This is a genomic window from Aliivibrio wodanis (genome assembly GCF_052920805.1).
The window spans coordinates 1,709,270-1,730,286 of sequence record NZ_JBREXA010000002.1; the positions used below are offsets into that span (position 1 = coordinate 1,709,270).

General features: G+C 37.7%; 18 protein-coding genes and 3 pseudogenes. 7 read left to right on the plus strand and 14 right to left on the minus strand.

What is annotated here, in order from left to right; genetic code table 11:
* Positions 1-448 precede the first annotated feature (448 nt).
* A pseudogene (locus ACU5DF_RS15820) lies at positions 449-2,089 on the plus strand (putative bifunctional diguanylate cyclase/phosphodiesterase).
* On the plus strand, positions 2,079-2,597 hold the full coding sequence (gene yjjX / locus ACU5DF_RS15825) for an inosine/xanthosine triphosphatase (protein ID WP_446713520.1): 519 nt from the start codon (positions 2,079-2,081) through the stop codon (positions 2,595-2,597). The pseudogene ACU5DF_RS15820 and the gene yjjX overlap by 11 nt, the downstream one beginning before the upstream one ends.
* Here yjjX and trpR read toward each other — a convergent pair.
* Positions 2,566-2,892, minus strand: coding sequence for a trp operon repressor (gene trpR, locus ACU5DF_RS15830; RefSeq protein ID WP_446713521.1), 327 nt, complete (start codon positions 2,890-2,892; stop codon positions 2,566-2,568). The two genes, yjjX and trpR, sit on opposite strands and share 32 nt — an antisense overlap.
* 68 nt (positions 2,893-2,960) lie before the next feature.
* On the minus strand, positions 2,961-4,895 hold the full coding sequence (sltY, locus tag ACU5DF_RS15835) for a murein transglycosylase (protein ID WP_446713522.1): 1,935 nt from the start codon (positions 4,893-4,895) through the stop codon (positions 2,961-2,963).
* A 189-nt stretch (positions 4,896-5,084) separates the two neighbouring features.
* Between sltY and ettA the strand changes: the two genes are divergently transcribed.
* The 3 genes from ettA (at position 5,085) to ACU5DF_RS15850 (ending at position 8,265) form a co-directional block, all read left to right on the plus strand.
* Positions 5,085-6,752, plus strand: coding sequence for an energy-dependent translational throttle protein EttA (gene ettA, locus ACU5DF_RS15840; RefSeq protein ID WP_446713523.1), 1,668 nt, complete (start codon positions 5,085-5,087; stop codon positions 6,750-6,752).
* 119 nt (positions 6,753-6,871) lie between these two features.
* Positions 6,872-7,234 carry a PilZ domain-containing protein gene (locus tag ACU5DF_RS15845; RefSeq protein ID WP_446713524.1) on the plus strand — a complete coding sequence of 121 codons (363 nt, stop codon included), beginning with the start codon at positions 6,872-6,874 and terminating at the stop codon, positions 7,232-7,234.
* A gap of 20 nt (positions 7,235-7,254) precedes the next feature.
* Positions 7,255-8,265 (plus strand): M23 family metallopeptidase, encoded by a 1,011-nt coding sequence (locus tag ACU5DF_RS15850; RefSeq protein ID WP_446713525.1) that lies wholly within the window; start codon positions 7,255-7,257, stop codon positions 8,263-8,265.
* A gap of 59 nt (positions 8,266-8,324) precedes the next feature.
* Here the strand turns inward: ACU5DF_RS15850 and tyrA are convergent, their stop codons facing one another.
* The 7 genes from tyrA to ffh form a co-directional block, all read right to left on the minus strand.
* Complete coding sequence (gene tyrA, locus ACU5DF_RS15855; RefSeq protein ID WP_446713526.1) at positions 8,325-9,458, minus strand: bifunctional chorismate mutase/prephenate dehydrogenase; 1,134 nt, start codon at positions 9,456-9,458, stop codon at positions 8,325-8,327.
* A 6-nt stretch (positions 9,459-9,464) separates the two neighbouring features.
* The gene (locus ACU5DF_RS15860) at positions 9,465-10,538 is read right to left on the minus strand and encodes a 3-deoxy-7-phosphoheptulonate synthase (protein ID WP_045101319.1); all 1,074 of its coding nucleotides are present in this window, start codon (positions 10,536-10,538) and stop codon (positions 9,465-9,467) included.
* Between the two features lie 214 nt (positions 10,539-10,752).
* Positions 10,753-11,106: a 50S ribosomal protein L19 gene (gene rplS, locus ACU5DF_RS15865; RefSeq protein WP_045101318.1), complete on the minus strand. Its 354-nt coding sequence runs from the start codon at positions 11,104-11,106 to the stop codon at positions 10,753-10,755.
* 41 nt (positions 11,107-11,147) lie between these two features.
* Complete coding sequence (trmD, locus tag ACU5DF_RS15870; protein WP_045101317.1) at positions 11,148-11,897, minus strand: tRNA (guanosine(37)-N1)-methyltransferase TrmD; 750 nt, start codon at positions 11,895-11,897, stop codon at positions 11,148-11,150.
* Positions 11,898-11,919: 22 nt separating this feature from the next.
* Positions 11,920-12,447: a ribosome maturation factor RimM gene (gene rimM, locus ACU5DF_RS15875; protein WP_446713527.1), complete on the minus strand. Its 528-nt coding sequence runs from the start codon at positions 12,445-12,447 to the stop codon at positions 11,920-11,922.
* A gap of 26 nt (positions 12,448-12,473) precedes the next feature.
* Positions 12,474-12,722, minus strand: coding sequence for a 30S ribosomal protein S16 (gene rpsP, locus ACU5DF_RS15880; protein ID WP_026025303.1), 249 nt, complete (start codon positions 12,720-12,722; stop codon positions 12,474-12,476).
* Positions 12,723-12,981: 259 nt separating this feature from the next.
* Complete coding sequence (gene ffh / locus ACU5DF_RS15885; protein ID WP_446713528.1) at positions 12,982-14,361, minus strand: signal recognition particle protein; 1,380 nt, start codon at positions 14,359-14,361, stop codon at positions 12,982-12,984.
* Positions 14,362-14,512: 151 nt separating this feature from the next.
* Between ffh and ACU5DF_RS15890 the strand changes: the two genes are divergently transcribed.
* On the plus strand, positions 14,513-15,307 hold the full coding sequence (locus ACU5DF_RS15890) for a cytochrome C assembly family protein (RefSeq protein WP_045101314.1): 795 nt from the start codon (positions 14,513-14,515) through the stop codon (positions 15,305-15,307).
* Between the two features lie 100 nt (positions 15,308-15,407).
* Positions 15,408-16,680, plus strand: a pseudogene (locus ACU5DF_RS15895) (HlyC/CorC family transporter).
* A 55-nt stretch (positions 16,681-16,735) separates the two neighbouring features.
* Here the strand turns inward: ACU5DF_RS15895 and ACU5DF_RS15900 are convergent.
* The 5 genes and pseudogenes from ACU5DF_RS15900 to gshA all read right to left on the minus strand — a co-directional run.
* A pseudogene (locus ACU5DF_RS15900) lies at positions 16,736-17,614 on the minus strand (IS3 family transposase); the annotation flags it as partial.
* Positions 17,578-18,042, minus strand: coding sequence for a helix-turn-helix domain-containing protein (locus ACU5DF_RS15905; RefSeq protein WP_446713529.1), 465 nt, complete (start codon positions 18,040-18,042; stop codon positions 17,578-17,580). The pseudogene ACU5DF_RS15900 and the gene ACU5DF_RS15905, both read right to left, overlap by 37 nt.
* A gap of 92 nt (positions 18,043-18,134) precedes the next feature.
* Positions 18,135-18,653: an S-ribosylhomocysteine lyase gene (gene luxS, locus ACU5DF_RS15910; RefSeq protein WP_446713530.1), complete on the minus strand. Its 519-nt coding sequence runs from the start codon at positions 18,651-18,653 to the stop codon at positions 18,135-18,137.
* Positions 18,654-18,683: 30 nt separating this feature from the next.
* Complete coding sequence (locus tag ACU5DF_RS15915; RefSeq protein WP_045101311.1) at positions 18,684-19,283, minus strand: transglycosylase SLT domain-containing protein; 600 nt, start codon at positions 19,281-19,283, stop codon at positions 18,684-18,686.
* Positions 19,284-19,350: 67 nt separating this feature from the next.
* Entirely contained in the window at positions 19,351-20,916 is a 1,566-nt protein-coding gene (gshA, locus tag ACU5DF_RS15920; RefSeq protein WP_446713531.1) for a glutamate--cysteine ligase, read from the minus strand.
* Positions 20,917-21,017: the final 101 nt, after the last annotated feature.

Consider the following 21,017-nt stretch of genomic DNA (forward strand, 5'->3'; position numbering starts at 1 on the left):
CGATCAATATAGAGAAGTTGCTCTCGCTGAGTCTTTAGAAGATGCGCTCGATCAGTTAAAGCCGACAGATGCTCAATTTGCCTCTTTCGCTCTGCTCTCTTCAAAGCTAGAGGTTCAGCTTTATTATGAAAACAGCTTAGATCCCTTTGCTGAAATTTCATTAAATCAAACTGATTTCGTTCGCTCTCAGATCCAAAGTGGACATATTCAAGCAACCCAATATATTGAAACTAAAGCCAATACATACAATGCATTACTGGTAAAATATAAGCTATTAGACACCAGAACGTTAACCATACCTTTGAAACACCATTTAAAAAATACTATCGCGATAGTCGTCTCTATTGATGCCAATATTTTTTATAGACAAAAAACATACATTGAACAGTATTTCAACGCTAAAGTTATTCTTTCGACAAACCCCATAGAAAAAAAGCCCCCTTTTTCTATGTCATCGAAATTAGCCCCACAATTATACGCATCAATATCTGCCAATGATGATTTCCTGATTGATAAAAAAAATCAATTATTGTTTTCCTTAGCCAGTACTTTTCTTGCGATGACGTTAGGATCAACTATCCTTCTTATCGTCCTAATTCAACGCTTTCTAATCTCACCAATAACACGACTCGATCGCGAATTAGAAAAGATTGATAGTACAGAAAATTCCAATATAACTTATTTATCAACTAACGATGAAATAGGTCGACTATCTCGAAAATTCCATCATTTATATAAAGAAATTAGTGATAACTATTTAATTACTAAAAAAGTATCTGAAGAAGATCAATTGACTAAATTACCAAATAGGTACAAATTTAATCAGCGGATAAACCATCTCTTATCTTCTCATCGACTTGATAGTCATGAGCTAGCTATCATTTATATTGATTTAGATAATTTTAAATACATTAATGATAAATTTGGTCACTCTACCGGAGATGCTATGCTATGTGCATTTTCTGACCAACTGTCATTACTAATTACTGAACATGATAGAACCCATGGAAGCTCGTCTCTATTCTCACGCTTATCAGGTGATGAATTTGCGATCGTATTGCTAAATGACCAAATTCATCATGACCATGCTCAAATAATCTCCATGCATATCCTTAGTCTATTTAAGGATGGATTTACGTTTGAACAAGGTACTTTCCCTGTAAGTAGTAGTATTGGGATTGCCAAATACCCTCAAGATGGGCATTCCGTAGATGATCTAACAAGCCATGCAGATGCCGCCATGTACCAGTCAAAACAAAATGGAAAAAATCAATATTCTTATTATTCAAAAGAGCTGGATAAAAAAGTTCAACGCCACCGTGCCATAGAAAAAGAACTTCGTAATACTCATTTTTCTAATGAATTCTTTTTAGTATTTATGCCCATTATTTCAGCGAAAAGCCACTCTTTAGTTGGCGTAGAAGTGTTACTGAGATGGATCTCTCCAGAATTGGGATTTATTGGCCCCGATGAGTTTATTCCCATTGCCGAGCAAAATGGGTTATATGATAAAGTCGACCGCTGGGTCATTGAACAAACCTTCATACAATACGCAGAATTAACGGCACTAATAGGGAGTAATATCCAGGTGTAATTGAATCTATCTTCCGCTCAACTAGGATCTAATGAACTATCGGATTTCATTATTGAGCTTACTGATAAATATAAGATCCCCCCAGAGAAAATTGAATTTGAAATCACTGAGACTTTTGAAGGTAATCACACTCAAGATGCACTACTAACAACCTTAAATCAGCATGGATTTCAGCTAGCACTTGATGATTTTGGTTCTGGTTTTACCTCTATAACTCAATTGGTTCAACACCCCGTTCACAAAATAAAATTCGACCGCTGGTTCCTAAAAACCCTAGTCGATTCTAATAAACAGCAAGTGATAAAACCTTTAATTGAATTGTGCTATTCCCAAGATATGTTAGTTACCGCAGAAGGGATTGAAGATGAATCTATGGTAGTATGGCTAAATGAATTTGGATGTGATTATTATCAAGGTTACCATTTTGGTAAGCCAATGAATCTATCTGAATTAGTCAACTGGCATCAGGAGTTTCAATCGTCATATGAAAAGTAAAGTTATCGTATCTTCACTCAATCCTGCCAAAATAAAGGCTGTTGAGGAGGCATTTTCTCAAGTATTTCCTACTGTGAATTTTATTTTTGAAGGCGTATCAGTTGATAGTGGTGTTCCAGACCAACCTATGAGTTGCTTTGAAACAAAACAAGGAGCAATCAACCGTGTTAATAATGCTAAGACACAATATCCAAACGCAAGTTACTATGTTGGCTTAGAGGCAGGAATAGAAAAAGACTCAACGTTCGCTTGGATGATTATCGATAATAACAAGAAAATGGGTGAATCTCGCTCTTCTAGCTTACCCCTCCCACCAACTGTCATCGCTGCCGTAAAACAAGGTAAAGAACTCGGTGATGTAATGGATGAACAATTTAATACTGACAATATAAAACAGAAAGGCGGGGCTATTGGCCTATTAACCAATAACCTTTTAACGAGAAGCTCAGTATATCAACAAGCGTTGATCTTAGCGCTTATTCCTTTTCTTCACCCTGAACGCTTTTAGCACTTTGTTGTAGTAATTCCATAAGCCATTCTTTCTCATCGTGTGAATGGCTTTTCAATTCATTAGAGCCTCGAGTTATAGTGGCGATACCTACACCCAATAACTGACTAATCTGTCTTTGGCTTAGTTCACCTTGCAATAACTCATGACAAATATTTACTCGAGCAATTAATGCCTCACGCTCATCAGGGGTCATCAACATAGTCAATAAAGATTGATGCTTATCTTGCTCTGCTGCATTTGCTATCAATGCCATCACTTGCGACCAATCTGAATATTTTGCTGAACCTGACATAAAATCCTCATTACAATAATAAAAAAAGGGAGCACTAAGCCCCCTACTTTATAGTCAATCCCAAATAATTAATACTCTAAATTCAGCTCTTTCTCAGATAGAAAAGTTCCCTTCTCTCCAAGTAAGCTACGGTAATAAGTTTCAAACATCAGAATGTTTTGCACATAGCCTCGTGTTTCCTTAAAAGGAATAGCTTCAATAAAAGCATAAACATCTAATTTTTCGTCTGATACCGCTCTCCATCGTTTTACTCGATGTGGACCAGCATTGTATCCTGCTAAAGCAAAAATCCGATTTCCTTCATAATCATCTAACAAACCTTTAAGATAATTTGAGCCAATATGAATATTTACATCTACATCATTAAGGCTATCAACACCTTTGTATTTATTATAATCAATTTTCTTCGCAGTATATTTAGCTGTTGCTGGCATAATTTGCATTAGACCACGAGCACCAACTGGTGATTTAGCCTCTGCATATAGCCCACTTTCTTGTCGTGATAAAGACATCAAGGTTATTTTATCTATTCCCAGATTTTTACTGTAATGACTAAACCACCATTGATGTGCAATAGGAAAACGTAAACTTAAATGCCCCCACATTTTCCCTTTAATTGTTGCTAATACAGTAAAATGATGCCACCGATGCTTAGCCGCATAACTCGCTAACTCTTTGACTTCTTGTCTAGATGAACGATTCAGTAAATACGCCCATTCACTTTTTGCAGTAGATATTTCATCTATCACAATCAATTCTTTAATTCTTGCTAATTCCACTTTATACTTAGTCATCACCGCTTTTATATTTGTAGGGGCAGGACTCATTTTATAAGTAATAGGTTTACCTAAAATATTTGCTGCTGCCACACTATAAAAATTACGTTGTCCTAATAATTTATGTAATCTCTGCTCTGCTTTTTTATGCTCACCCTTTTTGCTCTCAATTCGAGCTTGCCAAAATTGCCAACGTAAAGACTGCTTACTTTCCAAACTTAATAAATTAATCCAGAGGCTAACGTCATCCCAATTAGCAGCACGGATCGCCACACGGATACGACGTTCAACAAAAGAATCTTTAGGATATTTAGACAATTCTGAATCACGCCATTTAGCTAAGGTTTCAGATTTTGTTGACATTATCGTACTGATAATTCGGTGCTTTATTTCTACCAGTTCATCTTGTGTATACTTCTGCTGTTTCGCAATACTTGGCAGTAGTTTAATTGCTTTTGTTGGGTTTTTTCTCGCTTCTCTCTTCATCGAAAGAAAAGTGAGTGCTTTAGAGAAGTCTGATACTTTGTTCTTTTTTGCATAGGTGCCTAGTGAATCAGGATTGTTATAAAGTGTAATTAATTGCCTCGCTTTTTCTTTCGATTCATTCCCTTTTAGCATTTTTTCTAAATAAGCAAACAACTCACTATTGCGAGCTTTATAAACTAAAAGCATACGCCTAAGGATTAAATCATCAGTGAGTTTTTCCGCATCAGACCAAGCAGTAAATAAGTCATCACATTCATATGTAACAGAACTTCCTGTTAACCATAGCTTTTCAGCTCCTTTCCATGCTGTAGTTTTATCACCAAGTTCATTTTTTGCTTGATAATAATAGCATTGTAAATTCTGACTACTTGGTTCTTGTGGAAAGTAATCTACAAATTCAGCCCAGCGCTCATTCAAACCCAACATCACTAAATATTGATAATCTAAAGAGTTACCAAAAGCTAATGTATTGTTCTCATGCCGAAACAAACGAATATCATCAGGCGTTTTTGCATTTAAATCCATCCGAAGTTGACGATAATCTAAATAAGGTACTAATGGATAATCAACTAAATTTGCTCTAACTTTTTCATATGCATCAAATTTTTTATCTTTAAGCAACTCCTTTGCTTCTTGATATTGAATTCGTGATTCATCTATCGACAATGCCTCAGCAGAATGTGCACTCATTCCAACGCACAACACCGCGATCATCCCTAATTTTTGTTGTGTGTATTTCATCGACTCTTTAACCACCTAACGTTCCAACCTTTTTATTAACACTCTGATATGAGACAGAGTTAAACAACTCTCTACATTCTTCTTTTAGTTTGCCTATATTACCCTAGTAACTGCAAGAATGAGTGTTAAACTATGTATCATAAATAGTAAAATTATATTTCCGTTAACCTACCTTAATAATAAGTGATTATGGCTGAATACGTATATACAATGTCACGAGTGAGCAAAATTGTTCCTCCTAAAAGACAAATCCTGAAAGACATTTCTCTTAGCTTCTTCCCTGGTGCAAAAATCGGTGTTCTTGGCCTAAATGGTTCAGGTAAATCAACACTACTTCGCATTATGGCAGGTTTAGATACTGATATTGATGGCGAAGCTCGTCCACAAGCTGGATTAAAAGTTGGTTATCTACCACAAGAACCCGTTTTAGACGAATCAAAAACAGTTCGTGAAATCGTTGAAGAAGCTGTTTCTGATGTAGCTGGAGCACTAACTCGATTAGATGCAGTTTATGCCGCTTACGCTGAAGAAGGCGCTGATTTTGATGCACTTGCTAAAGAGCAAGGCGAACTTGAAGCCTTAATTCAAGCAAAAGATGGGCATAACCTTGATAATGCGCTTGAACGTGCTGCTGATGCATTACGTCTTCCTGAGTGGGATGCAAAAGTTGAATTTCTATCAGGTGGTGAACGTCGTCGTGTTGCTATCTGTCGTCTTCTACTTGAAAAACCAGACATGCTACTTCTTGATGAACCAACCAACCACCTTGATGCTGAATCAGTGGCTTGGCTTGAGCATTTCCTTGTTGATTATTCTGGTACTGTTGTGGCGATTACCCATGACCGTTATTTCCTAGATAATGCAGCAGGTTGGATCCTAGAGCTTGACCGTGGTGAAGGTATCCCATGGGAAGGTAACTATACGTCTTGGCTTGAACAGAAAGATGACCGTCTAAAGCAAGAATCATCAAAAGAAAATGCTCGTCAAAAAACGATTGAAAAAGAATTAGAATGGGTTCGTCAAAATCCGAAAGGTCGTCAAGCGAAATCAAAAGCTCGTATGGCTCGTTTTGAAGAGCTTCAGAATACTGATCACCAAAAACGTAATGAAACGAACGAACTTTTCATTCCGCCAGGTGAGCGTTTAGGTGACAAAGTTCTTGAAGTAAATAACCTAACTAAATCGTTTGGTGACCGTGTTCTAATTGATGACTTATCATTCAGCATGCCTAAAGGGGCTATTGTTGGTATTATCGGTGCCAATGGTGCGGGTAAATCAACACTATTCAAAATGCTAAGCGGTACTGAAACCCCTGATTCAGGTACAATTGATTTAGGTGAGACCGTTAAGCTAGCCTCTGTTGACCAGTTCCGTGATTCTATGGATGACACAAAAACTGTTTTCCAAGAAATTTCTGAAGGCGCTGACATCATCAAAATCAATAATTTTGAGATCCCAGCTCGCGCTTACTGTTCTCGCTTTAACTTCCGCGGAAATGACCAACAAAAGATTATTGGTGATCTTTCTGGTGGTGAACGTAACCGTGTTCACTTAGCAAAACTGCTAAAAACAGGCGGCAATGTACTATTACTCGATGAACCGACCAATGACTTAGATGTTGAAACATTACGAGCGTTAGAAGAAGCCCTTCTAGAGTTCCCTGGTTGTGCAATGGTTATCTCGCATGACCGTTGGTTCTTAGACCGTATAGCTACTCATATTCTTGATTACCGTGATGAAGGCCAAGTGAACTTCTTTGAAGGTAACTACACTGAATACAGTGATTGGATTAAGAAGACATTAGGGGCTCAAGCTGCTGAACCTCACCGTATTAAATACAAACGTATAACTAAATAGTAATAACGATTATTTGATACTCATCATAAGGGCCGCATTAAAGCGGCCTTTTTATTAGACTTGCACCAAGCCACCGATCATACTTAATCTTTAAATCTAAAATACAGAAGGATATTGTTATGATTGAGCGCCGTAAATTCTCTCGAGTTGTATATCAAGCCAATGTTGCCTTATTGAAAGGTAATGAGCAATGGAATGGCTCTTTAATGGATTTATCATTACACGGGCTACTTGTTGGTATTGATGACGAATGTACACTCGAATCAAATGAACAATTGACCGTCGATTTTACTTTAAACGAAAGCGACATTCACATTACGACAGAATGCAATATTGTTAAAAGGAAAAATAATACTCTAAGGCTCTGTATTCATCACATAGGTATTGATAGTATTAGCCACCTTAAACGCTTAATTGAGCTGAATGTTGGCAATAGTGATTTACTGTTACGTCAATTATCAGAGTTAACTGAGCCAACTTAACTAAACAATAATGACCTTTTATGCCTGATAACATTCGTATTTCCGTCTCCCAAAACAAGGGAACTCGTTTCTTCGCTATTTCTCCTAAACGGAAAAACTTTGCTATTTTATCCTTATTATTCGGGGTCGGCTTATTCACTTTAAGCGGCTTCGGATTACATTACTTTTATCAGAAACAGAAAGTATCTGAAGTAGAAATTGCAGAGTTACACCTACAAAATAGTAACCTTAATAAGCTTATTGTAGATAATAACAATAACAATCACGAGTTAAATCAACAGCTTGAAAAGAAAGAGAATGAGTTACTTGTTATCAGTCAGCGAATTGAGGATGTCGAATCAGTACTTGGCCTGCAAGAAATATCTGAAGAGGAAAATGCTTTAACTGAAAAAACATTAGACCAACGCTTAGATATTGCAGCTATTGATTCTGCTGTTAGAGCAACTATGTTTCGATTGATCCCAAATGACACACCTCTTGACTTTATTCGAAATTCTTCAAGTTTTGGAAAAAGAACCAATCCTATCTCAGGAAAAAGACAACGACATTTAGGTTTAGATTTAACCTGTAAACGTGGAACGGAAATTTATGCACCAGCAGATGGTGTCGTAGAGTTAGCTCGACCAAGTAAAAAAGGCTATGGTAATTTATTAAAAGTTCAGCATTCCTTTGGCTTTATGACCATGTATGCTCATTTGCAGAAATTTAAAGTGCGTTCGGGACAATTTGTTAAAAAAGGGGAATTAATTGCCACCTGCGGTAATTCAGGAAATTCAACCGGTCCACACTTACATTATGAAGTACGATTTCTAGGTAGGGTTCTAAATCCACAATCCTTTATTGATTGGACACCTGAGCATTTTGAAAGCTTATTTGAAAAAGAGCGTAGCGTAAAATGGACACCATTAGTCGACGTTATTAGCAATGTTGTAAAATTGCAATTAAAGCTAACTCAAAGGCCAACAGTAGAACAGATAGAAGCCATTAATACAGTAAAAACAAATCAAGTATCAATAGAAGTCATTCAGTAAATTAATTTTACTCAAACATAAAAAAGTGAGTATTTGCTCACTTTTTTATGTGCTGTTAATTATGTTCTTTCTCTATGAATCGAATCATTAGCTTGTCTAAGTAATCCCTTACTTTCTATTAGAAATTGCTCTGCATAATCGCCAAACCAATGCTCTACTTCTTTAAAGTTATCAATAAATCCTGCACGGTTATGATTCTCTAATAACGTAATCGCATCACCAAATCGTTGGTGAAAGCGCTTTATCATTTCAATATTTTCTTCTGATGAAAGAATAATATCAGCATATAGGTTAGGATCCTGTGCAAACAATCTACCTACCATTAATAACTCTAAACGATAAATTGGCGAGCTTAAATTAAGTAGCTGTTCAATATCTGGATTTTCTTTAGCAAGATGTTGGCCATATGCAAAAGAAGTAAAGTGACGCAAAGCTTGGATCAAAGTCATACCATGATCATGCTCTGTTGCAGAGATATCACGAACAATCGCACCCCAAATTTCAAACTGATTTTTAAGCCAAGCGTAACTTTCTTTATTACGTCCATCACACATGACAATCACTTGTTTCGCTAAACTTGGGATATCGGGACCAAACATTGGGTGTAAACCAACAACAGGACCTTTATGAATCTCCATCATTGCTTGCAGTGGTTTTTTCTTTATCGACGTTAAATCACACAGAATACAATCTTCAGGTAGTCCTGAAAGTTTATTGATTACATCAACGGTTAAATTAATAGGAACAGTTACAACCACCATTCCAGCATCATCTAAAATTGTCTCTGCATTATTCCAATCTTTACTGCCTAGAATTCGTACTTCATAGCCAGATAATCGAAACATTTTGGCAAATAAACCACCAAGTTGTCCATTACCACCAACCACTACAATTGGCCGTAATTCAGGTTTTAAACATTTGAAGCCTGAGTCATTTTCACTGCTATAAGATTCTCGCATTGTTCGACGTAGAATATCTTCAATTAAGGATGGTGGTACTCCTTTCTTTTCAGCTTCTTGTCGTCTTGAAGCAAGCATCGCCGCTTCTCTACTTGGATCATAAATAGGTAATCCATGCGCACTTTTTACTTCACCAACTTGTTCAACTAAATGCAGACGTTGAGACAAAAGATCCAACATTTGTTTATCTACTGCATCAATTTGGTCGCGTAAATGACTCAGTTCTACCGCCATCTGGTTCTATCCTTTTAAACGCTCTTCCAAGACTGGAATTAATTCTTTATGAGTATGGCGTAATAGTGCCTCAGTTGAATCCCAATTGATACATGCGTCCGTGATAGACACCCCATATTTCATTTCTGATAATGGGATATCTGAAGGTTGGTTACCCTCATTTAAATGACTTTCAATCATCAAACCAATAATCGACTTATTCCCTTCACGAATTTGGTGAATAACATCTTCTGCAACCAATGGCTGACGACGGTAATCTTTACGAGAATTCGCATGGCTACAATCGATCATTAATGCCGCTTCAAGATTAGATTTAGCTAACTCTTCTTCACATTCAGTTACTGACACAGAATCATAATTTGTCTGCTTACCACCACGTAAAATCACATGACCATTTGGGTTTCCTTGCGTCGTTAATAGAGCAACTTGACCTTCGTTGTTAATCCCCATAAAACGATGACTTGAAGCCGCTGCTTGCATTGCATTGATTGAGGTCGACAAACTACCATCGGTGCCATTCTTAAAGCCAACAGGAACCGAAAGGCCACTTGCCATTTCACGGTGAGTTTGAGATTCAGTAGTACGAGCACCTATCGCAGCCCAGCTAAAGGTATCGCCAATGTATTGCGGGCTAATTGGGTCTAGAGCTTCTGTTGCTAATGGAATTTCCATCTCAGCAAGGTCAACTAAAAGCTGTCGTGCGGCATGTAAACCATGGTCAATATCAAAAGAGCCATCAAGGTGTGGATCATTAATTAACCCTTTCCAGCCGACCGTTGTTCTTGGTTTTTCAAAATAAACACGCATCACAATGTAGAGTTGATCTTTAAGATCTTCAGAGATCACCTTAAGGCGTTTCGCGTATTCTTTGGCTGCGTCGATATCATGAATTGAGCATGGACCGCAAACAATCAATAAACGGTGATCTTTTTTATGAATGATATTTGAAATAGTTTGGCGAGATTGTTGAATAAACAGACGAGCATTATCGCTTAGTGGGATTTGATTTTTTAACTCTTGGGGCGTGATCAGAACTTGTTCGTCACTAATGTTGATATTGCTTAATTCGCTTTTTTTCATCTTCTACACCTGTAAACTTTTATTTCCATTAATAGTCTTTTAAGACAAGTAGGAATAATTTAACATTTATATAGCGAAAATCAACAGCTGTAATTAATTAAATACGAAAAAATTAATTCGTATACATTTCTTTACATTATTTTATAGAGATAAAAAAAGGTGCGCTGATAACAGCACACCTTCATAGCACATTTGAGAAACGTTCTCGTGTGCGTTACTTTTTAGCCAGCTTCTCTTTGATACGAGCTGATTTACCAGAACGCTCACGAAGGTAGTACAACTTGGCACGACGTACTGCACCGCGACGTTTAACTTCGATGCTGTTAACGATTGGAGAGTGAGTTTGGAACGTACGCTCAACACCTTCACCGTTAGAAATTTTACGTACAGTAAACGCAGAGTGAAGACCACGGTTACGAATAGCGATTACAACGCCTTCGAATGCCTGTAGACGCTCACGCTCACCTTCTTTAACTTTAACTTGAACTATAACAGTATCACCTGGTGCAAACTTAGGTAGATCTTGCTTTAGTTGCGCATCTTCAATTGCTTTAATGATGTTGCTCATTTTTTGTATATCCTAGAATAAACTGATACTAAATTTCTTAATTACTTACTTTGCTGATGTTCTTCACGAACAAACTCAGCCAGCAATAATTCCTGTTCGTCAGTCAGAGCTAGATTTCCCAGGAGCTCTGGTCTTCTTAACCAAGTACGGCCTAACGATTGTTTCATTCGCCAACGAGCGATATCTTTATGATTTCCAGATTTAAGTACACTAGGTACTTCCTTTCCATCCAAAACCTCAGGTCTTGTATAGTGCGGACAATCTAACAAACCGTCTGCAAAAGAATCTTCTTCAGCGGACGCAAAATCTCCTAGCACACCCGGAACAAACCGAGAGACAGAATCAATTAACGTCATAGCAGGGAGTTCCCCACCTGTAAGCACAAAATCGCCAATTGACCATTCTTCGTCAACTTCTGATTGTATTATGCGCTCATCTACACCTTCGTATCGGCCACAAATAAGAATTAAATTCTCACTCGTTGCTAATTCCTCAACACCTGCTTGATTCAGCGTACGGCCTTGAGGTGAAAGGTAAATCACTTTCGTTTTGCCTGGTGCTGCTTCTCTGGCTGAAGTAATGGCGTCGCGCAAAGGCTGAACCATCATTAACATACCAGGACCACCACCATAAGGTCGGTCATCAACAGTGCGATGTTTATCTTGAGTGAAATCTCTAGGATTCCATGTCTCTATAGATAAAAGACCTTTTTTAATTGCTTGGCTAGTTACCCCAAAATCGGTAACCGAACGGAACATTTCAGGAAATAGGCTTATAACCCCAACCCACATGTGCCCTCGCTTTACCTAGGGTTTAGAACCCAGGATCCCAGTCAACTTCGATCCGTTGAGCTTCACGATCAATTAATTTGATCACTTGCTCATCAATAAAAGGAATCAAACGTTCCTTTTTACCAAAAGCATCTTTCAGGTTTGCTTTGACTACAAGAACATCGTTTGATCCGGTTTCAAAAATGTCGTCAACAATACCTAGGCCGTAACCTTGGCTTGTAACCACTTCCATACCAAACAATTCACGCCAGTAGAATTCATCTTCTGACAGCTCAGGTAGTGCATCTGCTTTAACTGCAATTTCTAGGTTAGTATAAGTTTGAGCTTCTTCTCTAACTTCTAACCCTTCCAGTTTGCACACCAAACCTTTATGACGTTTCCAGCTTTCGACTGAAAACTCGATCCACTCACCTTTTACTTTTACAAGTAATGGTTTGTAATCGAAAATGCTTTCAGGTTGATCAGTAAAAGAAACTACTTTCAACCATCCACGAATACCATAGGAAGCACCGAACTTACCTACAACAATTACTTCGTCTTGCTTACTCATAAAATCTTTACCTTTAACCAACTAAATTAAGCCGCTTTGTTAGCGTCTTTAACTAGCTTAGCTACACGATCAGAAAGACCAGCGCCTAAACCAACCCAATGGTTAACGCGATCAAGATCTAAACGAAGACCTTCTTCTTGACCTTGTGCTGTAGGGTTAAAGAAACCTACTTTCTCAATGTAACGACCAGTTGATTTAAAACGGCTGTCCGCTACTACGATTTGATAAAATGGACGCTTCTTAGCGCCGTGACGTGCCAAACGAATGGTAACCATATCGTCCTCTATTTGCTTCGTACAAAAATTAAATTGGCTCAAAAAAAATAATTTTATTGAGCCCTCGTGCCAAAATAAAGCCCCGGAATTTTACTCTTATGAGCTTTCAATGCAAGGGCTTTAGCTACTTTTTCGCCAATTATTTATGTAATTGGTGAAAAAATCAGGTAAAAAAGGTGCGCTAGGTTAAATTTATCAATAAATTAGCTTGTCGCACCTTAATATCTTGTTAATACGTTTTTGGGAGAGTGAGCAACAGTTAGCGACCAAAGCCACCCATACCACCCATGCCACCACCACCCATCATACCTTGCATATTACGCATCATGCCTTTCATTCCACCCTTTTGCATTTTTTTCATCATTTTCTGCATTTGAGTAAATTGTTTCAACATTCGGTTCACATCTTGTACCTGAGTACCAGAACCTGCTGCAATACGTTTTTTACGTGAGCCCTTGATTAGTTCTGGACGTTCACGTTCTTTTAATGTCATTGAGTTAATAATAGCTTCCATTTGATGGAACATTTTATCATCAACTTTATCTTTAACATTATCAGGTAGCTGAGACATGCCTGGAAGTTTATCCATCATGCCCATCATTCCGCCCATGTTTTTCATTTGGCCTAGTTGTTCACGAAAATCTTCAAGATCAAAGCCTTTTTTCTCTTTGAATTTTTTCGCTAACTTTTCTGCCTTCTCTTTATCTACGTTCTTTTCAAGATCTTCAATTAAAGAGAGAACATCACCCATACCTAAAATACGTGAAGCGATACGTTCTGGGTGGAAAGGTTCTAAGGCATCTGTTTTCTCACCGACACCTAAAAATTTAACCGGTTTACCAGTAACATGACGAACAGATAGTGCAGCACCACCACGAGCATCACCATCCACTTTCGTTAGGATAACACCGGTTAATGGTAATGTATCACCAAATGCTTTTGCAGTATTCGCAGCATCTTGCCCCGTCATGGCGTCAACAACAAACAAAGTCTCAATCGGGTTTACATGAGCATGAAGTTGTTTGATTTCATCCATCATTTCGGTATCAACAGCCAAACGACCTGCTGTATCGACAATGACTACATCAAAGAACTTTAATTTTGCGTGGCTGATTGCACCATCAACAATATCAATTGGCTTTTGATCGGCACTTGAGGGGAAGAAATCTACATCAACTTCTGCTGCAAGTGTTTCTAGTTGTTTGATTGCAGCAGGGCGATATACATCGGCAGACACTACAAGTACTTTCTTTTTATCTCTTTCTTTTAATAGCTTAGCTAGTTTACCTGTACTGGTTGTTTTACCAGCACCTTGCAAACCTGCCATTAAGATAACCGCTGGAGGCTGACACGCTAAATTAAGAGCCTCATTAGAGTCCCCCATTATCGCTTCTAATTCAGACTGAACGATTTTTATAAATTCTTGACCTGGCGTTAGGCTTTTTGATACCTCAACACCAACCGCTTTTTCTTTTACTCGCTTAACAAAATCACGAACAACAGGTAAAGCAACATCCGCCTCTAGTAGAGCCATACGTACTTCACGCAGTGTTTCTTTAATGTTGTCTTCTGTTAATCGACCTTTACCACTGATATTTTTCAGTGTCTTGGATAGTCTATCCGTTAAATTATCAAACATATTCTTGCGCCTACTTTGCGACCATTTCTCGATTATACCTAAATCTGAGACGTTATAATTAAAATTTTTTATACTAACTAAATCACACCTACCGAGATGGCCCTCTAAAGGGTATAATCAAATTGTTAATAAATTGGATGAACAGTGAACTATGGATACCATTACAGCAATCAGTGCTGCACTTTTTTACTTTCTTGCATTAGCTTTTATTGTCCCAGGCTTAGCAGGTCAAAATAAAATTCAAACAAATGTTGTATTTATATGCGCATCACTTGCGTTACTTTTGCATGCCTGGCAACTAAAAGGACTGATCTTAAATAGCTTTGGACAGAACCTAAGTATTTTAAATGTTGCGTCTCTGATTAGCTTTATTATCTCTTTGGTAATGAGCGCTGCCATGCTCAAATTTAGAGTCTGGTTTATTCTACCTGTTGTTTATAGTTTTTCTGCAATAAACTTACTAGCTGCAACTTTTTTACCTGGCGCTTTTATCACACACTTAGAAACGCACCCAAGTCTATTAATTCATATATCATTCGCATTATTCGCGTATTCAACTTTAATGATTGCTACGCTGTATGCCCTACAACTTGCTTGGCTTGATCATAAACTAAAAACTAAAAAATCTTTGACCATTAATCCAAACCTCCCACCATTAATGATGGTAGAGCGCCAACTTTTCAAGATCATTCTAGTAGGTTTAAGTCTATTAACCCTCACATTATTGACCGGCTTCACATTCATTCAGGATATGGTAGCTCAAGGAAAGACACATAAAGCGATTCTTTCTTTTATCGCATGGATAATTTACGCCGTATTAACTTGGGGACATTACCGTCAAGGTTGGCGTGGGCAAAAAGCATTGTGGTTTAGCCTTGCTGGGGCTTTTTTACTAACCCTTGCTTATTTTGGAAGTCGCTTTGTTCAAGAGATTATTTTAGCTTAATAACGATAACAAGCTCACTTTTTACGATCAAATTTGACTTCTTTACCGTTAATACTGATAAATACGCTATACCATTTTTTAAAATCGAGGATTAAGACACTTGGACGACATATCAACAGGCGCCCTATTTACTTTACTAGCTATACTCATTGTTATGTCAGGTTACTTCTCAAGCTCTGAAACGGGCATGATGTCGTTAAACCGCTATCGCCTAAAACATCTTTCTAATCAAGGTCACAAAGGGGCGAAACGCGTAGAAAAATTATTGAGCCGCCCCGATCGTCTTATCGGCCTTATTCTTATTGGTAATAACCTCGTAAATATCCTCGCCTCAGCTATTGCTACCATTCTCGGTATGCGCCTTTATGGTGATTATGGTGTAGCTATTGCTACAGGTGTATTAACTCTTGTTATTCTTGTCTTTGCTGAAGTAACACCAAAAACTTTAGCAGCAATGTACCCAGAGCGTGTCTCCTATAGCAGCAGTATTGTACTCAATGTATTAATGAAGGTACTTTCACCACTGGTTATTTTGGTTAACTTTATTACCAATGGCTTTCTTAAGATACTTGGTCTTAACGCTAGTCATAGTGATAAAGATAACTTGAGTTCTGAAGAATTGCGTACTGTTGTACATGAAGCGGGAGGTTTAATCCCTCGTCGACACCAAGACATGTTAATTTCTATTTTAGATTTAGAGCACGTTACAGTAAATGACATCATGGTTCCTCGCAGTGAGATAACCGGTATTGATATCAATGATGATTGGAAATCTATCTCTCGCCAATTAGCTCACTCCCCTCATGGCCGTATCGTATTGTACCGTGACCAAATTGATGAAGTAGTGGGAATGTTACGTTTACGTGAATCATACCGTTTGATGCTTGAAAAAAAAGAAATGACGAAAGAAACCTTATTACGGGGCAGCTGATGAAATTTATTTCATTCCAGAAGCAACACCGCTAAATACTCAATTGCTTAAATTTCAACGTAATAAAGAACGTATTGGACTAGTTGTTGATGAATATGGAGATATTCAAGGTTTAATTACACTTGAAGATATTTTAGAAGAAATTGTTGGTGAATTTACTACATCCATGGCCCCTACACTAGCAGAAGAGATCACGCCCCAGGCTGATGGGAGCTTTATAATTGAAGGCAGTGCTAATATTCGAGACATTAATAAGGGCTTAAAATGGGACTTGCCTACCGATGGTCCTAGAACCTTAAACGGATTAATTTTAGAACATTTAGAAGAGATCCCTGAAACTGAAATTAGTCTTGAAATCGACCAACATAATATGGAAATCGTGGCGGTAGAAGAAAATAAAATTAATTTAGTGAAAGTATTTCCAAGCCCAGAAGACAAATAATACTGACAAAAAAAGCCCGCATTATGAAGTGACCCCGTTAAGTTGGACATTTTAGTTAAGCGGCTTGTAAGGCCTGGTTTCGATATTCTATCGGAGTCAGGCCTTTTAGTTTTACCTTAATCCGCTTCGTATTGTAATACTCGATATATTCTTCGATCTTTTCTATTAACTCATCTGCATCCTTGAAGATGTATCCATGATACATTTCAGTTTTAAGTAAACCAAAGAAATTTTCAGCTACTGCATTATCTAAGCAGTTTCCTTTTCTAGACATACTTTGTTGAAGCCTATGCTTTACAAGTTCCTGTTGATAAGTCTTATGTCGATATTGCCAACCTTGATCACTGTGTAAAATTGGCTTCGAGCCCTTACTTAGTTTGCCTATTGCTTCTTTAAGCATATCTGTGACTAGCGGTAAACGTGCATTCTTTGTCACTTTATAAGCGATAACTTCTTGATTGAATAAATCAACCACTGGCGATAGGTAAACTTTTTGTCCGTTAACTTTAAATTCTGTTACATCGGTTACCCATTTCTCATCTGGTTTCGTAGCACTAAAATCCCTTTCAAGTACATTTGGGACTGATTTACCCACCTCTCCTCGATAAGAACGATATTTTTTGGGTCTTACTATAGATTTTAGGTTTAGTTGCGCCATCAGCCTTTGTACTGTTTTATGATTCAGCTCTACACCTTTTCTTCGCATAGCTAAATGGATCCGTCGATAGCCATAACGTCCTTTATGTTCATGGTAGATAGACTCAATCATCTCTAACTCATGCTCATAAGTATCAGGCCTTCTACTTATTTGAGCCTGATAATAGAAGACACTTTTTGCCAAACTGGTGATACGAAGTAAATATTTTAAAGGGTAATTAGCTTTAAGAGCTAAAACAATTAACGCTTTTTCTTTGTTTGTTGGCGTTTTTTCTGTTTCAGCTCTTCGAACTTTTTTAGAACAGCATTCTCTGTTCGTAAATAACTTAACTCTTCTCTTAGCTCTTCAATGGTCATTTCGTCATCTGATTTTTGTGTAGTATTGGATAATGATTTCATTGAAGGCCTTCCTATATTGCTATTCTTGAGTCCCTTAAACCCCGCTTCATTATATGTTTTAAGCCAGACTGATAGCGTGCCAGGGGAGGATAAGTTTAATACTGCACTAGTGTGAGTGAGAGACCAACTGTTAGTCCACATTAATTTCAATGCTTGTAATTTTGTTTTGGCATTATCGGCATGTGTAGTTGGTAAAAATGAGTTTTTACCATGGATAGAAAATACTTGAGTCCAATATCGTATCTGACGAGCAGATATCGAATATTCTTTAGATAATTGAATTGATGTACGACTATATTTGGACATAAAAAAGACCCTCAGTAATTGGTTGTCCAATTATTGGGGGTCAGTTCATTAGCTAAAACTAATGCGGGCTTTTTTCGTTGTTAATTTTAAAATTAATCAACCGATAACTCTTTTAACATTGAATCTGGCAAGGCTAACTCATCATTTTTATTTACTCGAATACCTGATGCTAAAACAGTACTCGAAATCTCTTTTGCTTCTTCTAAAGAATGCATAGTGTAAGTACCACACTGATATTCATTTAGTTCTGGGATCTTATTTTGCGCTTCTACCTTTAAAACATCTTCCATTGAAGCAATCCAAGCATCAGCTACCGCTTGCTCTGCTGGTGTACCAATTAAGCTCATGTAAAACCCTGTACGGCAGCCCATTGGAGAAATATCAATGATTTCAACCTCTGAGCCATTTAGGTGATTACGCATAAAGCCTGCGTACAAGTGTTCTAGAGTATGAATGCCTTTTTCAGATAAAATATCTTTATTTGGAGCAGTAAAACGTAAATCAAATACTGTGATTGTATCCCCTTTTGGCGTTTGCATTTTTTTTGCAATACGAACTGCTGGTGCTTCCATACGAGTATGATCTACAGTAAAACTATCTAATAGTGGCATATTCTAATCCTTTAATTTATGAATGATGGCTTACCACCACCAACTACTTTGTCGTTCAAGTTCGGCTTTACATTGCTTTAATTGCCAGCCATATGTTTTAGCTTGAGATTCAACCTTACGAGCTATCTTAATCAATTGTGGCTTGCTTTGATAGCTTTTGCGCTTATAACCACCTCGACCTTCATGGTAGGCAAGATATTGATTATATGGATCCCACTTAGAGATCCCTAATTGCTTTTGAGTTCCATCAGTATACCAACCTATAAACATAATCGCATCATCAAAACTACTTCGAGAGCCACCACCTGTAGCATCTTCATATTCACCCCATACAGGATCTTGCGCTTGAGCATAACCATAAGCCGAACTAGGGCGACTCCATGGTATGAACCCTAATAACTTAGTTCTTGGTGGCCGTACATCAGCTCTAAAACTACTCTCTTGTTTCATTATCGCCATTGCTACATTTACTGGCGTACCGTACTCCTCCGTCATGTCTTTAGCATCATCATACCAACCACTTTTTTCACGGAAGATCTCACACAGGTTATCTTGTTTTGTTGGCGGGGCTGTTGCACACCCTGATAGTATTAACAAGAAAAATACTGACATTGGAAACTTATAGTTCATTATATTCACTCAATAAAAAAGCACTGCTACCTATAAAATAACAGTGCTTTATGATTCTTAACGTTCGTTACTTCAAATAACTAAAATAATCGTCTAAATAATCAGAAAATGATAGTGTGTCATTTCCTTCAATCTCTTTCTGAGCAAGAATAGAGCGCTCAACTTCAGTATCTAACTCTTCTTTTGTATAGAAGCTATATTGGTGATTAAGATGAGTTTCACGATGTTGAACCGCTAAATTACAACCAACCGTACCAATACCACCACTTTTTTTTGTCTCCGCAAGTAAACGTCCTGATATTGTTAATTCTGGATCATTTATCATCGCAGTTAAACGTTGGTGTGTTTGCTGGTATTCATCATCACCATTTACCGCGTCCATCTTTTTAGCAATAACAAGTAAGTCATCAAAAACTCGCTCTGCCCATACTTTTTGAGTCAATCGCTCACCTTGACAGCCAATTTTCAGTTCTAAACCTGGCTTACGACCTTGCTCTATGATTTTATGCCAGTTGTCTTTCCAACAGGTCATTTCATCATCGTTCATTGGTGCTGAATCAGTTAATACTGTCCATGTTAAGAACATATCTAAGAAACGAACTTGATCTTTATCCACACCAACAGAGCTAAATGGGTTTACATCTAACGAGCGAACTTCAATGTACTCAACACCATCTCTTTCTAGCGCCTCTGAAGGTCTTTCACCGTTTTTAGCTACACGTTTAGGACGAATTGGTGCATAAAGTTCATTTTCAATTTGTAGTACATTCCCATTTAATTGAGTATGCTTGTTACCTTCTTTTAAGCCAATCTTTGCAAACTCTTCAGAAGGTGTGCGGATCGCTTTATTCAAGCCATCAACATATTCATTTACGCTGTTTAGACTGATTTTTAAGTCGCTTTGAGCATCATTAGTATATCCAAGATCACTTAAACGTAGCGACGTTGCATAAGGTAAATATAAGGTTTTACCTAGCGATTCAAACTCCATTGCCGTTTCTCGGCCTTGAATAAATGAACTACATAGCGCTGGGGATGCCCCAAAGAAATACGGAATTAACCAGCCAAAGCGGTAGTAATTTCGGATTAAACCAAAGTAAGCGTCAGAGACAGAGGCTTTTCTTTCCTCTTCTGATTGCTCACCAAATAACTCATCCCAAAACTCAGTCGAGAAAGAGAAATTAAAATGCACACCAGAGATAACTTGCATCACACTACCGTATCGACGCTTTAAGCCTTCACGATAGGTCGTTTTAAGTTTTCCTACGTTTGATGAACCATATTGTGCAAGTGTAATATCATCATCATGAGTTACAAAACATGGCATAGAAAGCGGCCATAGCTTCTCTTCACCCATATGTGAAACCGTATAGTGATGCACATCTTCAAGCTGTTGTATTACAGTATCGACATCATTGGATACTGGCGTAATAAACTCTAATAAAGACTCAGCAAAGTCTGTTGTTATATATTTATGTGTGAGAGCTGAACCTACGCCTTTTGGATGAGGCTTAGAAGAAAGCGAGCCACCCAGCGTAAATCTCAGTGTCTCTCGCTCAATCCCTCGGCCTGTTTTTGTAAATGCCTTAGGATTGGAAGCGACTTTCTGTAATCGGTTGATAAATTCGGTCAAAATACAATCTCGCTATTAGGTTCGCTCAACATTGTGTTGATTTATATCATGAGATATTAACAAATTTTAATGACTATTGGATACGAAAAACGGCAATATCC